Source organism: Plantactinospora sp. WMMB334 (assembly GCF_049179095.1).
GTDB lineage: Bacteria > Actinomycetota > Actinomycetes > Mycobacteriales > Micromonosporaceae > Plantactinospora.
This window is the reverse complement of sequence record NZ_JBMHME010000002.1, coordinates 7816003-7830457: the sequence shown is the minus strand read 5'-3', so window position 1 is coordinate 7830457 and position 14455 is coordinate 7816003. Positions and strand designations below refer to the sequence as shown.

The window sequence follows — 14455 nt, the reverse complement described above, 5'->3', positions numbered from 1 at the left end:
CGTTTGATCACCGAGCGACAACCCGATACACCAACTCGACGCCGAGAATTCATCTGCCGTACGTCCGGTGGAAGATTCAGTCCAGTGTGAACCGGGACGTGCCGTCCGGGGCGGTGGCGAGCCTCGGGGTCAGCGGCCGGGCCGGGTCCCGCCCGGCGGCGGCGACCGGCACCGCGGCCAGGTCGGGGCAGCCGGCCAGCTCGGTCAGGGTGATCAGCGTGGGCGGCAGCATGGCGATCGCACCGGCCCCGACCCGGGCCAACGCGTCGGCCGGACGGATCCACATCGTGTGGTCCGCCTCCCCGGAGACGTCCCGGGGGAGCTGCCCGGCCGGCAACAGCGCCACGAAGAAGTACGTGTCGAAGCGGCGCGGCTCGAACTCCGGGGTGACCCACCGGCTCCACGGCAGCAGCAGGTCGGAGCGGAGCGTGAGCCCACGCTCCCGGAGCAGGTCGGCGAAGCCGGTACGCCGCTCCACCAGCGCCCGCCGGTCCCGCTCCCACTCCTCGCCGCTGACGTCGCCGACCACCGCCTCCGGCCCCGGCCCGGCGAGCAGCACGCCCGCCTCCTCGAAGACCTCCCGGGCCGCCGCGCAGACCAGCGCCTGGGCCGCCCCGGCGGGTTGGCCGAGCCGGCCGCCCCAGTCCGCCGGGGCGGGACCCGACCAGTCCAGCCGGATCTGCGAGTCGCCCGGGTCGACGCTGCCGCCCGGGAAGGCGTACATGCCGCCGAAGGTCATCGAGGCGGCGCGGCGGATGACGTACACCTCGAAGCCCTCCGGACCGGACGGGTCCGGCCGGAGCAGCAACACCGTGGCTGCCGGCCGGGGCGGCGCCGGCACCCCGCCCTCGGCGTAGAACCGGCGGGCGTGCGCGACGATCGACTCCGGGGCGACGAAGCTGGTCATGCCGCGAGCGTAGTTCCCGGAGCAGCGGCGCCCGGGAGTCCCGGCCGGGAAGCCGCGATCTTGCCCGCCGGGACGCGTCGTCCGGCCGGGGCCCGGCTGGGCTACCGTGCCGGAATGACACGTTGGGGCATCCTGGCCACCGGCTACATCGCCGCCACCTTCGTCGAGGACCTCCGCCTGCTCCCCGACGCCGAGGTCGTCGCGGTCGGCTCCCGTACGCCGGAGACCGCCCGGGCCTTCGCCGACCGGCACGGGATCGGCCGGGCGTACGGGTCGTGGCAGGAACTCGCCGCCGACGACGAGATCGACGTCGTCTACGTCGCCACCCCGCACGCGGCGCACCTCGAGGCCGCCTCGGCCTGCCTCGCCGCCGGCCGGGCGGTGCTGGTGGAGAAGCCGATCACCCTGGAGCGGGCCACCGCCCAACGGCTCGTCGACACCGCCGTCGCCGGCAACCGCTTCCTGATGGAGGCGATGTGGATGCGCTGCAATCCCGTCGTACTCCGGATCCTGGACCTGATCGCCGACGGCGCGATCGGCGAGGTGACCGGCGTGCAGGCGGACTTCGGGGTCGGCGGGCCGTTCCCGCCGGAGCACCGGATGCGGGCCCGGGCGCTCGGCGGCGGCGCCCTGCTGGACCTCGGGGTCTATCCGATCAGCCTGGCGCACCTGCTGCTCGGCCTGCCGGACCACGTCCGCTCCTGGGCGAAGATCAGCCCGGAGGGTGTCGACGAGAACACCGGCGTCATCCTCGGCTACGACTCGGGCGCGGTCGCGACACTGAGCTGCGGCATGATCGGCGCCAGCCGGGTGGCGGCGGTGATCACCGGCCGCACCGGCCGGATCGAGCTGGCGCCGCCGTTCTACCGCCCCGGGCAGGTCACCCTGCTCCGGGACGGCGCCGACCCGGAGCTGCTGCCGGTCGACCTCACCGGCTCCGGTTACCAGCACGAGGCGGCCGAGGTGCAGCGCTGCCTCGCCGCCGGGCTGCTGGAGAGCCCGCTGGTGCCGCACGCCGCCACCCTCGAGGTGATGGGCCTGCTCGACGACATCCGCGAGCAGCTCGGCGTCACATACCCGTGAAAGGAAGGGCCCCCGCTTATCGTTTTCTGTTGTAGAAGGGCCCCCTCCTTACACCTCAGAAGAGCGGGTTGACGAGCACGTACATCAGGGCGCCGATCGAGCCGGCCGCCGGGAAGGTGAGGACCCAGGCGCCGATGATGTTGCCCGCCACGCCCCACCGGACGGCGGAGAGCCGCTTGGTCGCCCCGACGCCCATGATCGCCGAGGTGATGGTGTGCGTGGTGGAGATCGGGGCGCCCAGCACCAGGGCGTTGAAGTAGAGCACGCTGCTGGCGACGGTCTCCGCGGCGAAGCCCTCCGGCGGCCGGAGATCGATGATCTTCCGACCGAGGGTACGGATGATCCGCCACCCGCCCGCGTACGTGCCGAGGGCCAGCACGGTCGCCGAGGTCCAGAACGTCCACTCGGGGATGTGCTCGGCGCTGCCCTGGTAGCCGCCGACATAGAGGGCGAGCACCACGATGCCGATCGTCTTGGCCGCGTCCTGCATGCCGTGCCCGATCGACATCGCCGCCGCCGAGACGGTCTGGGCCCACCGGAAACCCCGGTTGAGCTTGCTGGGCTGCCCGTTCCGGAAGATCCACTGCACGGCGACCATGACCAGGTAGCCGAGGAGGAAGCCGACCATCGGGGAGAGGATCATCGGCAGCACGACGCTCTCCCCGATGCCCTTCCAGAGCACCGTGCCGGCGGCGGCGAGCGTCGAACCGACCAGCCCGCCGATCAGGGCGTGCGAGGAGGACGAGGGGAGGCCGAAGTACCAGGTGATCAGGTTCCAGGTGATCGCGCCGATCACGCCGGCGAAGACGATGCCGAGGCTGGAGACGCCGGTCGGCAGCTCGACCAGCCCGGAACCGACCGTCTTGGCCACGTCCGCGCCGAAGTGCGCGCCGACGAAGTTGCCGACGGCGGCCATGGCCAGGGCGACCCTCGGGGTCAGGGCCCGGGTGGAGATGCTGGTGGCGATCGCGTTCGCGGCGTCGTGGAAGCCGTTGGTGTAGTCGAAGACGAGCGCGACGGCGATCACCGCCAGGACGGCGATGAGTTCAGGGTTCACCGGGGTCAGCTCTCCTTGACCGCGATCGTCTCGATCGTGTTGGCCACGTGCTCGAAGGCGTCACAGGCCGCCTCCAGCTCGTCGGCGACCTCCTTCATCTTCAGCACGGTCAGCGCGTCGTACTCACCGGAGAAGAGCCGGACCAGCAGCATCCGGTACGCCTGGTCGCCGTCGTTCTCCAGCCGGTTGCACTCGATCCAGTAGTCCTCGAGGTCCTTCATCGCCCGCAGCCGGGGCATCGCCTCGGCGGTGAGCTTCGCCTGCTGGTCGAGGACGTTCACCAGCTCGTGCATCTCCCGGGGCAGCGACGGGAGCTTGGTCAGCCCGTAGAGGTAGAGCAGGTTGCCGACCGCCTCCAGGTGGTCCATCACGTCGTCGAGCAGCGAGCCGAGCCGGTAGATGTCCTCCCGGTCGAACGGGGTGACGAAGGTTGAGTTGATCTTCTTGTACAGCTCGTGGGTGATCTGGTCGCTGTCGTGTTCGACCTCGGTGAGCCGCTCACTGACCGACTGGACGTCGACCCCGGGCAGCGCCAACTCGTTGAGGAGTTCGGTGCCCCGTACGAGGTTCTGCGCAGCTCTCGTGAACAACTCGTAGAAGGCGCCCTCGGAGGGGCGGAGGGAAAACTTCACGGCTCAGGAACCTCGTTGCGTCGGCGGACGGGTGGCGGGCGCAAGAGGCTGCCCCCCGGGAATGCTAGGAAACCTCGGATCGGCGCTCTCGCCGGCCCACCCCTGGTCAGGGTCGATTCATTTTCCATTCATCCAATGTTCACCTTGCAACCCGACACGGCGGGACGGAGAGTCCGGAACCGGTCGACAGAGGGGACCGGTCCGGACACACCGCCGGGCTAACCTCGCGGGAAAGAGCCTCGGAGTCGAGAGCTCGGGACGAGGCTACGGCGGCGGGAGGCGGCGATGCGGGACCTGGCAACCGAGTTCGAGGCCGAGCGGGACCACCTCACCGCGGTCGCCTACCGGATGCTGGGCAGCCGGGCGGAGGCGGAGGACGCCGTCCAGGAGACCTGGCTCCGCTACGCCGCCGCGCTCGGCACCCCGCAGGCCCGCGCCGAGATACGCGACCTGCGGGCCTGGCTGACCACCGCGACCGCCCGGATCTGTCTCGACCTGCTCCGCTCGGCCCGGATACGGCGGGAGTCGTACCAGGGCCAGTGGCTGCCGGAGCCGATCGTCGGCCGGCTGCCCGGCCCGGAGGGTCCCGGGACACCCGACCCGGCCGGCTCCGGGCCGGGCGGCGGCGCGGAGGGGTTCGCCCCGGACCCGGCCGAACGGGCCGCGCAGACCGAACAGGTCGGCATCGCCCTGCTGACCCTGATGGAGCGGCTCACCCCGGACCAGCGGGTCGCGTTCGTGCTGCACGACGTCTTCGCCGTGCCGTTCCCGGAGATCGCCGTGGTGCTGGGGACCAGTCCGGGCGCCGCCCGGCAGCTCGCCTCGCGGGCCCGGCGCGCCGTCACCGAGGAGGGCCCCCGCCACTCCGCCGACCCGGCCGAGCACCGCCGCCTGGTCGCCGCGTTCCTCCGGGCGGTCGAGTCCGGCGATCCCGAGCGGCTGCTCGAGGTGCTCGCCCCGGACGTGGTCTTCGTCGGCGACGGCGGCGGCCTCTTCCCCACCGCACGGCAGCCGGTCGCCGGCGCCGCCAAGGTGGCCCGGTTCGCCCTCGGGCTGATGCGCCGGGCCTCCTGGGAGACCCGCGACCTGCGGATGCGGCTGGTCCTGGTCAACGGGACGCTCGGCATCCAGGTCGAGGCGGAGTACCGGCCGGGCCTGCCGCTGCACGGCGTCATGTGGTTCACCGTCGCGGACGGCCGGATCACCGGCGCCTACCACCAGGTCAACCCGGAGAAGCTGGCCCGGGTGGCCAGGATCACCGAAGAGGGACGGGCCCACCCGGTGCCGCCGGTGCGTGGCTAGCGGCGCGTCCGGGCGGGTGCCGGGTCAGACCACCAGGGCCAACCACTTCCGGTACGCCGACGCGAACGGCTCGGTGCCGTCACCGAGGGCGACGAAGAGCCGTTCCGCCGCCGCCCTGGCCTGCGCCACCACCTCGTCGGGATAGCCGAACCGGACCCGGTGCTCGGCGAACTCGTCCTCGTCGCGCAGCTCCACCAGGCCGGTGCCACGCCGACGCACCACGTCCAGGTCCAGGTCGATCAGGTGGACCGTGTCGCCCTCCCAGCGGGCCGGGCTGGCGATGTCGCAGTAGACCTCGCTCGTCCGCGGTGGCGGGTTGAACATCGTGCTCCACCAGGCGTCGTGCGGCACCAGCAGCACGAACGGGATCTGCTCCACCGAGGGCCGGCCATGATAGACCGACTCCGTGCCGGCGGTCACGCCGAGCCAGACCCCGAGGTCGTCCTCGGCCAGTCTGCGGGCGGGGTAGTCCCGGTGCGCGGTGCCGTCGTACTTGCGGTAGACGACCCGGACCACATCGCTCGACATGCCTCCGCACCCTAGCCGATATCGCCCACGTCGCGTGGTGTGCGAAGCGTCCGGAAGGCGTCTGGATCGACAACATCACCCTCGGCGAACCCGCCCGGGGGCGTGGGTGCGCGACGGTGTCGGGATCGGCCGGTACGGTCGCACGGTGACCGTGCCCGCCACCGACGCCAGCTCCCCCACCCCGACCGGCTCCACGGCGGCAGACCCCGGCCGATCCCCGGGCCGCCGGCGGCGTAGGGGCGACCGTCCGACCGGCTCCGACCTGCTGGCCGCGGCGGTCGGCGCCGTGCCCGGCGGCAGTGCCCGGGCGGGCCAGCAGCAGATGGCCACCGCGATCGAGGAGAGCATCCTCTCCGGCGAGCACCTGCTGGTGCAGGCCGGCACCGGCACCGGCAAGTCGTTGGCGTACCTCGCCCCGGCGCTGACCGTCGACGGTCCGGTCGTGGTCTCCACGGCGACGCTGGCGCTCCAGTCCCAGCTCGTCGAGCACGACCTGCCCCGGTTGGCCGACGCGGTCGCCCCGGTCCTCGGCCGGCGGCCGACCTTCGCGGTGCTGAAGGGCCGGCACCACTACCTCTGTCTGGCCCGGCTGGAGAACTCCACAGCGGACGAGCCGGAGGACGCCCTCTTCGACGCACCGGGCCGGGGCGGCGGTGGCGGTGGCGGGACCAAGTGGCTCGGTGAGGCGGGCCGGCTGGGCAAGCAGGTCGAGCGGCTCCGCGACTGGGCGATGGAGACCGAGACCGGCGACCGCGACGAACTCGACCCGGGCGTCGACGACCAGGCGTGGCGGCTGGTCTCGATGCCGGCCCGGGAGTGTGTCGGCGCGGGCCGGTGCCCGTACGGCACCGAGTGCTTCGCCGAGGCGTCCCGGCTGCGCGCCCGGGAGGCGGACGTGGTGGTGACCAACCACAGCCTGCTCGCCGTGGACATGCTCGCCGGCCGGCACATCGTGCCGCCGCACAAGCTGCTGGTGGTCGACGAGGCGCACGAGCTGGCCGACCGGGTCTCCTCGGCGGCCCAGGCCGAGCTGATTCCGGAGCTGATCGACCGGGCCGCCCGGCGCAGCCGGACACTGCTCACACCGGAGCTGGCCGAGTCGCTGGTCGCGGCCGGCGACGCGCTGGCCGTCGGGCTGGCCGAGGCGCCGGCCGGCCGGATCACCGGTGAGCTGCCGGCACCGCTGCGCGAGGCGTGCACGCTGCTCGACGGGGCGACCCGGGCGGCGCTGGAGAAGATCGGCGACGTCAGGGCCGACGACCCCGACCCGGTGCGCAAGCAGCAGGCCAGGGCCGTACTCGACGACCTCTCCACGACCGCCCAGCGCCTGCTGGAGGAGGCCGACCACGACGTGGCCTGGGTGGAGAAGCCGGACGGCGCCGCCGCGGGACGCCGCGCCCTGGTCGTCGCACCGCTCTCCGTGGCCGGCACCCTCGCCACCCACCTGTACGACGACCGCACCGTCGTCGCCACCTCGGCCACGCTCGCCCTCGGCGGCCGGTTCGACACCGTGGCCCGGTCGCTCGGGCTGGCCGCCCCGGCGGATCCCGCGCCCGACCCGACCCGGCCGCATCCCCGGGCGGCCGCACTCCGCACCGTCCGGCCGGCGCCCGCACCCGCACCGGCCGGCAGGACGACGGCGGGGCCGGACCGGCACCCGTCACCAAGCCCGGCCACCACCCCGCCCGCCGGCTCCGCCCCGGCGAGGACGGACCCGACTCCGTCGGACACCGGCGCGACCCGGGCGGGCGGGGACGACACGGAGCCGATCGCCGGCTGGCGCTCGCTCGACGTCGGTTCCCCGTTCGACTACCCCCGCCAGGGCATCCTCTACGTCGCCGCGCACCTGCCCCGGCCCAGTGCCTCGGGGCTGCCGGCGGCGGCCGGTGAGGAACTGCTCGGGCTGGTGGGCGCGCTCGGCGGCCGTACCCTCGGGTTGTTCTCGTCCCGCCGGGCGGCGTTGCAGGCCGCCGAGCTGCTCCGGGCGCGTACCGACCTGCCGATCCTGTTGCAGGGTGAGGAGGCGCTGCCGCTGCTGGTGCGCCGGTTCCGGGAGGAGCGGACGAGCTGCCTGTTCGGGGTGATGTCGCTCTGGCAGGGCGTGGACGTGCCGGGCGACTCCTGCCAACTGGTGGTGATCGACCGGCTGCCGTTCCCGCGCCCGGACGAGCCGCTGGCGGCGGCCCGGTCGGCGGCCGTGGACGCCTCGGGCGGCTCGGGCTTCGCCTCGGTCAGCGTGCCGATCGCCGCCGTACGCCTGGCCCAGGGGGTCGGCCGGCTGATCCGCTCGACCGGCGACAAGGGTGTGGTGGCGGTGCTCGACTCCCGGCTGGAGACCGCCCGGGGATACGGCGCCTTCCTGCGCAGGTCACTGCCGCCGTTCTGGTACACCACCCGGCCGGAGGTCGCCCGGGGCGCCCTGGAGCGGCTCGGCCGGACCTGAGCCGGCCCGTTTCCAGCCACACCGGCCACACCGGACACACCGATCGGACGCGAACCGACGCCGACCCGGCCCGGACCGGTTACGGGGACTTGGCGGCGATCACCACGGCGTCCGGTGGCACCTCCGGCGCCCGGCGGTGCGCCAGCCGGCGGACCGCGGTGTTGAGCACGGCGATCAGCGGCACCGAGACCAGGGCGCCGACGATGCCGGCCAGCACCACCCCGGCGGTGATGCCGACGATCACCGCGAGCGGGTGGATCGCCACCGCCCGCCCCATGATCAGCGGTTGCAGGATGTTCCCCTCCACCTGCTGCACCCCGATCACCACGCCGAGGATGATCAAAGCGGTCACCCAGCCGCTGTCGACCAGGGCGACCAGCACCGCCACCGCACCGGAGAGGGTGGCGCCGACGATCGGGATGAACGCGCCGAGGAAGACCAGCGCGGCGAGCGGAAACGCGAACGGGATGTCGAAGACGACCAGGAAGATCCCGATCCCGACCGCGTCGATGAAGGCGACCAGGACGGTCGCCCGGACGTACGCGACAAGCGTCGACCAGGAGGCCCTACCGGCGTCGTCGACCCGCCACCGGGCGGCCACCGGCAGCAACCGGACGAGGAAACGCCAGATCTTCTCGCCGTCCCGCAGGAAGAAGAAGGTGGCGAAGAGCACCAGCAGGGCGCCGGTGAGCAGCTCGGCGACGGTCGCGGCGGTCGAGACCGCTCCGCTGGTCAACGACTGGGTGTTCTCGTCGATCCACCGCTCGCCCTGCTCGATGTAGGAGTTGAGCTGGTTGTCCGACAGGTGCAGCGGCCCGGTCTTCAGCCATTCCTGGATCTGCCGGATCCCCCGGGTGGCGTTGCGGCTCAGGTCCGGTACGCCCTGGATGAACTCGTTGACCACCAGGGTGAGCGTGCCGACCACGGCGGCCACCCCGGCGACCAGCACCACGGCGGTGGCCAGGGAGCGGGGCAACCGGATCCGGAGCAGCACCCCGACCATCGGGGCGAGCAGGGCGGAGAGCAGCAGGGCGATCGCCAGCGGGATGATGACGATCCGGATCGTGCCGATCACCCGGACCAGTGCCCAGGCGACGAGGCCGATCACGATCAGTCGCCAGGACCAGGCGGCGGCGATCCGTAGTGCGTGCGGCACGTCCGCGTCGTCCCGGCTCGACGTCGACGGGTGGAGGTCCTTCGATTCCTCGATGTCGGGCGGTGGCACGGCAGGCGGCCCCGGCTCGGGTGTCGCGGCCGGGTGACTGTCCGACGCGGCAGCGTGCCCGGCGGAGGGGTCCGACGACCGTCCGGACGCGTACGCGCGACGGATCCTTGCTCGTAGCTCATCGAAACGGCGCAAGCGCGCACCTCCCACGGCGGCCGCCGGGGCATCCGCGTCGACCCGGCGGCGGAATCGGCCTCCCTACGGTAGCCGCACCGGCACAGGTCGGCCCGGTGCGGCCAGCGGGCCGACGCCACCAACTCCGCCAGCGGTGGCGCACGGTACCGTCACCGTCGTGATCGCCGAGGAGAACAACGACGACGGCCTGCCGATCCGACTGCTGCACGACCGGGTGCTGGTGCGGACGGACGGCAGCGAGGGCGAGCGGCGCTCGACCGCCGGCATCGTCATCCCGGCAACCGCTTCGATGGGGCGGCGGCTCGCCTGGGCGACCGCGGTGGGCGTCGGTCCGAACGTCCGCTCCATCGTCTCCGGTGACCGGGTGCTCTTCGATCCCGACGACCGCTCCGAGGTGGAACTGCACGGTCGGGAGTATGTGCTGCTCCGCGAGCGGGATGTGCACGCCGTGGCCGCCAGGCGGGTGGAGACCGACTCCACCGGGCTCTACCTCTAGTTTCAGGGCCTCCAGGGCCCGCTCTAGGCCCGGCCCGGCCCACCGTGCGGGCCGGGCGGCGGCCAACCGTGTCCGGCCGGCGACGGGCCGCCGTGGCCGGACGGCGGCTGGGCCCCGTAACCGGGCGGGCCGCCGTAACCGGGCGGTGACTGGGCGCCGTAACCGGGCGGTGACTGGGCGCCGTAACCGGGCGGTGACTGGGCGCCGTAACCGGGCGGTGCGCCGTAACCCGGCGGCGGGGCGCCGTAACCCGGCGGCGGGGGCGGATAGCCGGTGCCGACCGGGGCCGGCGGTCGCGGCGGCGTCACCAGCACCACCGGGATCGGCACCACCGGCTCGGCCGGGGCCGCCAGACTGCGCCGGGAGCCGTCCGGGAAGGCCAGGTGGTAACGGCTGCCGTCCCAGATCCCGACCGGCGCCTGCGGATCACGGCCCACGAAGACCCGCCGGGTGGCCTGGATCGCGTCGAGCAGCCGGCGCTCCTCGCCCAGCCCCTGGGCCAGCCGCCCCGGCCGGGTCTCCAGCCCGCGCACCAGCCCGTCCCGGAGCAGCGCCAGTCTGGTCGCGGCGGCCTGCAACCTCCGCATCGCCTTCACGCCCTCGTCCCCGGCCACCCGGCGGGCCCAGCGGCGGGCCGCGTGCCGCCGGCCGAGCGTGCCGAGCGCGGCCAGCTCGGGCGGGGTGAGCCAGCCCGCCCGCACGTACTCGGGCAGCCGTCGCTGGGTGAGCCGCCCCTCCCAGCTCCGCACCCAGACGGCGAGGCCGACCACGCCCAGGAAGATCGGCACCATCAGGCCGACGTAGCTGTAGAGCAGGATCAGTGGCTCCCCGGCGACCTGGGTCAGGGTCGCGGCGAGATTCCACGTGCCGTGCAGGATCATCGCCAGCAGCAGACCGGCCAGCGGGGCGAGGATCCGGATCGCGCGGCTGGCCGAGCGGGCGGCGATGCCGAGACCGATGCCGGTCATCGCGGTGAAGAGCGGGTGGGCGAAGCCGCTGATCAGTACGCGCAGGATGAAGATGCCGAAGACGTTCTGCGCGCCGGTCGCCGGCCCGTACTGGTCGACGCCCTCGGCGTAGCCGTGCAGGCCGAAGTAGAGGATGTTCTCCACCATGGCGAACCCGACCGCCGACAGGCCACAGTAGACGATGCCGTCGGTGATCCCGGCCCACTTCCGGCGCTGGTAGACGAGCAGCAGCAACGGGCCGAGCGCCTTGGTCAACTCCTCGATGAAGGGCGCCACCAACACCCCGACCAGCGGGAGGGGCAGCTCCAGGGTGTCGCCGGCGAAGGTGTTCGTCCGCAGCGACGCGTACGTCGACACCGCCGCGCCCCAGCCGAGACAGAAGAGGAGGTACCTGACCGGCTCGGGGTCGTACCGGTCGAGCCAGAGGAAGCAGGCGACCAGCACCGGCACCGGCAACGAGGCCGCGGCCAGCCCGACCAGCGGCGGCGTGATCCCGGCCGGCTGCACCAGCTCGATCGCCATCAGCACCGCGCAGGTGACGATGAGCGCGATCGCCCCGATCATCGCCAGCAGGCGGGCCCGGCTCCGCTTCTCGGGCGTCGCCGCACCCTCCGGCACCGCGCCCGCCACCGGCGACGGCGGTGACTGGGGCGGCGGGGTGGGCGGCCACGGCGGAATCGGCGACGGCGGCTGCGCCGCCGCCGCACCGGGTGGGGTGTCGGCCATGTGGTCAGCGTAGTTCCTCCGGACAGTCCGGCCGGACCAGATCCGCCCCCGCTGGACGGCCTGGTCGCACGGCGGCCGGTCCGGCTATGCTTCCGGCCAGGTCACGAGTGCCAGCGTCCAAGCCCCGGCTTGCTGGCCGGCAACCCTCGTCGAGGTTCGCGGTGGGGTGCCCCGGGTGATGACCGGGCTCGGTGCGGAAGCGCGCCGGGCAAGCGCGGACCCCGCTCCCGCCCGCACCGGGGTCCCTGAGACCGGAGGTATCCCGATGGGCAGCACCCTCGTGTCCGCATCCGCCCACCCCGCCGAGCCGCTCGACGCGCTGCCGGCGCCGTCGGGGACGAGCCGTTCCGGGCCGCTCGACGTGCTCGGCGTACCCGGACAGGTCAACCTCGACTACGCCGCCACCGCACCCTGCGCGCGGGCCGCCGCCGACGCGGTGGCCGAGCTGCTGCCCTGGTACGGCAGCGTGCACCGGGGCGCCGGCGCGCTCTCCCGGCGCAGCACCCACGCCTACGAGCGGGCCCGGCGGTGCGTCGGCGACTTCCTCGGGGTACGCCCCGACGACCACGTCGTCTTCACCCGGAACACCACCGACGCGCTGAACCTGCTGGCCCGGGCCCTGCCGCCCGGTTGCCGGGTGGTGACCTTCGCCGCCGAGCACCACGCCAACCTGCTGCCCTGGCCCGCCGGAGCGGTCCGGTTGCCGGTGCCCGGCTCGGCCGGCGACGCCGTCCGGGCGGTCGACGCGGCCCTGCGTGAGCTGCGCCGGGGAGACGGCGGCGGCGCACCGGTCCTGGTCACGGTGGCCGGGGCCGGCAACGTCACCGGCGAGTGCTGGCCGGTCGCCGAGCTGGCCCGGGTCGCCCACCGGCACGGCGCCCGGATCGCGCTGGACGCCGCACAGCTCGCCCCGCACGCGGAGGTGGACATCGCCGCCCTGACCGTCGACTATGTCGCCGTTTCCGGACACAAGCTCTACGCCCCGTTCGGGATCGGCGTACTCGCCGGACGGGCCGACTGGCTGGACACCGCGCCGCCGTACCTGGCCGGTGGCGGGGCCACCCTCGGGGTCGGGGCCGCCACCCACGACGTCCGCTGGGCGACCGGACCCGGGCGGCACGAGGCCGGCACCCCCAACCTGCTCGGCGCGGTCGCACTGGCCGCCGTCTGCACCGCGCTGGCCGGCGCGGACCGGGTCGCGCTGCGCGCCGCCGAGCAGGCGCTGCTCGCCCGCCTGCGCACCGGGCTGGCCGCGCTGCCGGAGGTGGTCGAACTCCGTACCTTCGACACGGACGCGCCCCGGGTCGGGATCGTCTCGTTCGTGGTCGCCGGCCGGGACTCGGCGACGGTCGCCGCCGACCTCGCCCGAGGCTGGCAGATCGGGCTGCGCGACGGCCTGTTCTGCGCACACCCGCTGGCCCGGCGGCTGCTCACCGAGGCGGCCACCCGGAGCGGGCGGCCGGACCTGCCACCGACCGCGTTGCGGGCCAGCATCGGGCTGGGCAGCACGGCGGCGCACGTCGACCGCCTGTTGGCCGCCCTCGCGGCCCTCGACGGGCCGCCGCCCCGGTAACGCCCGTCCACCGGCCCACGGGCTACCGGGCAACGGGGCCGGCCTCCGACGACGGGGTGTCGGAGGGGCGGTCCGACGCGGGCACGCCGGGCTCTCCGGCGGCCGTCTCGGCGGCCTCGCCGGCATGCCCGCCCGCCGCCCGGCGCACCAGCTGGTTGGCCTCCAGCCGTTCGATCCCGGTCGCCCGGAGCAGGTCGCTTCCGGTGGTACGCACCTGCGCGATCACCACGCTGCCGGAGAACCCGACCCCCTCCGCGTACGCCCGGCCGGCCTGGCCGATCGCCTGCAACGCCTGCTCCCGGGTGGCCTCCGGGCGTACCCCGTGCCCGAGGTCCTTGCGGAGCAGCCGCACCGACTCGGCCAGCAGGCCGACCGCCGCGGACATCTCCTCCGGGATCGGCTCCCCGTCCTCGATGGCGGTGACCGCCCGCCGGATCAGGGTGCCACTGTTGTGTACGGCATGTTCGATGTACTCGGAACTCTCCACGTACTGGGTCAGCGCACCCCGGCGGTGCCAGCGCACCGGCGACAGGACGGAGGTCTCCCGGCCGCCCTCCAGCGCCTCCTCGAAACCCTGCATGTGGCTCTCCACCTCGCGCAGCCGGTCGAGGGCGGCCTGGGCCCGACCGGGGTCCCGGGTCCTGATCGCTTCCGCGGTCTCGGTGAGCTCCTCGGCGAGCCGGCCGAGCGCGGGCCGGGCCGCCCGGTCGACCACCCGCAGCGGGTTCAACGGCAGCAGCAGGGTGATAACCACGAGCCCCGCGAATCCGCCGATCAGCGCGTCGATCACCCGGGGTGCCTCGATGTTCGCCTCCGCCCGGCTCTGCACGGTCACGATCAGCACGGCGGTCGCGGCCGCCTGGGTCACGACGGCCGGACCGCCGCCGAGGAAGATCGTGGTCACGATCGCCAGAAAGACGATCAGGCCGAGCTGCCAGGGCCCGGTGCCGGCGGCGAAGACCAGCGCGTCGCCGAGGCCGATGCCGACCGCGACCCCGATGATCAACTCGACGGTGCGGCGCAGCCGCTGGCCGACCGAGGAGGCGAGGGTGCCGATGGCGGCGATCGGCGCGAAGACCGGCGACGGGTTGCCGAGGAACTCATGCGAGCCGACCCAGGCCAGCGCCGCCGCCACCCCGGCCTGGAGCGCCAACACGAGATTGAACCGTACGGCGTGCCAGCGGTCCTTCACGGTCGCCCGGGACCGCTGCCGGAACTCCCTCGCCAGGTCGGCGACCCGCTCCTTGTCAAGCTCCTTGGGGCTTCTGGCCACGGTGTCCCGGACGGAGCGCATGGCGGGGACTACCCGCTGACGACCCGGTCGAACCCGCGCAGGTCGTTCCCGTCCCGCCGGTCCCGGGCGTCCCGAACCGTATCCGG

General features: G+C 73.9%; 11 protein-coding genes, 1 pseudogene and 1 riboswitch. Of the genes and pseudogenes, 5 read left to right on the top strand and 7 right to left on the bottom strand.

Features of this window, described 5'->3' with window-relative positions; genetic code table 11:
* Positions 1 to 76: 76 nt before the first annotated feature.
* Positions 77 to 907 carry an NUDIX hydrolase gene (locus ACN27G_RS33965; protein WP_421496721.1) on the bottom strand — a complete coding sequence of 277 codons (831 nt, stop codon included), beginning with the start codon at positions 905 to 907 and terminating at the stop codon, positions 77 to 79.
* Between the two features lie 114 nt (positions 908 to 1021).
* Between ACN27G_RS33965 and ACN27G_RS33960 the strand changes: the two genes are divergently transcribed.
* Positions 1022 to 1990: a Gfo/Idh/MocA family protein gene (locus ACN27G_RS33960; protein WP_421496720.1), complete on the top strand. Its 969-nt coding sequence runs from the start codon at positions 1022 to 1024 to the stop codon at positions 1988 to 1990.
* Between the two features lie 55 nt (positions 1991 to 2045).
* Here the strand turns inward: ACN27G_RS33960 and ACN27G_RS33955 are convergent, their stop codons facing one another.
* Both ACN27G_RS33955 and ACN27G_RS33950 read right to left on the bottom strand, forming a co-directional pair.
* Positions 2046 to 3047: an inorganic phosphate transporter gene (locus ACN27G_RS33955; protein ID WP_421496719.1), complete on the bottom strand. Its 1002-nt coding sequence runs from the start codon at positions 3045 to 3047 to the stop codon at positions 2046 to 2048.
* 5 nt (positions 3048 to 3052) lie between these two features.
* The gene (locus ACN27G_RS33950; RefSeq protein ID WP_421496718.1) at positions 3053 to 3679 is read right to left on the bottom strand and encodes a DUF47 domain-containing protein; all 627 of its coding nucleotides are present in this window, start codon (positions 3677 to 3679) and stop codon (positions 3053 to 3055) included.
* Between the two features lie 285 nt (positions 3680 to 3964).
* On the opposite strand from ACN27G_RS33950, the gene sigJ reads away from it, so the two are divergent.
* A complete protein-coding gene (gene sigJ / locus ACN27G_RS33945; RefSeq protein ID WP_421496717.1) occupies positions 3965 to 4981 on the top strand; it encodes an RNA polymerase sigma factor SigJ in 1017 nt (338 codons plus the stop codon).
* Positions 4982 to 5005: 24 nt separating this feature from the next.
* Here the strand turns inward: sigJ and ACN27G_RS33940 are convergent, their stop codons facing one another.
* Positions 5006 to 5509 (bottom strand): DUF402 domain-containing protein, encoded by a 504-nt coding sequence (locus tag ACN27G_RS33940; protein WP_421496716.1) that lies wholly within the window; start codon positions 5507 to 5509, stop codon positions 5006 to 5008.
* A 262-nt stretch (positions 5510 to 5771) separates the two neighbouring features.
* On the opposite strand from ACN27G_RS33940, the pseudogene ACN27G_RS33935 reads away from it, so the two are divergent.
* Positions 5772 to 7952: pseudogene (locus ACN27G_RS33935) on the top strand (ATP-dependent DNA helicase); the annotation flags it as partial.
* 79 nt (positions 7953 to 8031) lie between these two features.
* Here the strand turns inward: ACN27G_RS33935 and ACN27G_RS33930 are convergent.
* Positions 8032 to 9327 carry an AI-2E family transporter gene (locus ACN27G_RS33930; RefSeq protein WP_421496715.1) on the bottom strand — a complete coding sequence of 432 codons (1296 nt, stop codon included), beginning with the start codon at positions 9325 to 9327 and terminating at the stop codon, positions 8032 to 8034.
* A gap of 142 nt (positions 9328 to 9469) precedes the next feature.
* On the opposite strand from ACN27G_RS33930, the gene ACN27G_RS33925 reads away from it, so the two are divergent.
* Positions 9470 to 9808, top strand: coding sequence for a GroES family chaperonin (locus tag ACN27G_RS33925; protein ID WP_421497575.1), 339 nt, complete (start codon positions 9470 to 9472; stop codon positions 9806 to 9808).
* Positions 9809 to 9831: 23 nt separating this feature from the next.
* Here the strand turns inward: ACN27G_RS33925 and ACN27G_RS33920 are convergent, their stop codons facing one another.
* A complete protein-coding gene (locus ACN27G_RS33920) occupies positions 9832 to 11544 on the bottom strand; it encodes a PrsW family intramembrane metalloprotease (protein WP_421497574.1) in 1713 nt (570 codons plus the stop codon).
* Positions 11545 to 11601: 57 nt separating this feature from the next.
* Positions 11602 to 11723: riboswitch (SAM riboswitch) on the top strand.
* A gap of 44 nt (positions 11724 to 11767) precedes the next feature.
* On the opposite strand from ACN27G_RS33920, the gene ACN27G_RS33915 reads away from it, so the two are divergent.
* A complete protein-coding gene (locus ACN27G_RS33915) occupies positions 11768 to 13075 on the top strand; it encodes an aminotransferase class V-fold PLP-dependent enzyme (RefSeq protein ID WP_421496714.1) in 1308 nt (435 codons plus the stop codon).
* Positions 13076 to 13097: 22 nt separating this feature from the next.
* Here the strand turns inward: ACN27G_RS33915 and ACN27G_RS33910 are convergent, their stop codons facing one another.
* Positions 13098 to 14348: an FUSC family protein gene (locus ACN27G_RS33910; RefSeq protein ID WP_421496713.1), complete on the bottom strand. Its 1251-nt coding sequence runs from the start codon at positions 14346 to 14348 to the stop codon at positions 13098 to 13100.
* Positions 14349 to 14455 lie beyond the last annotated feature (107 nt).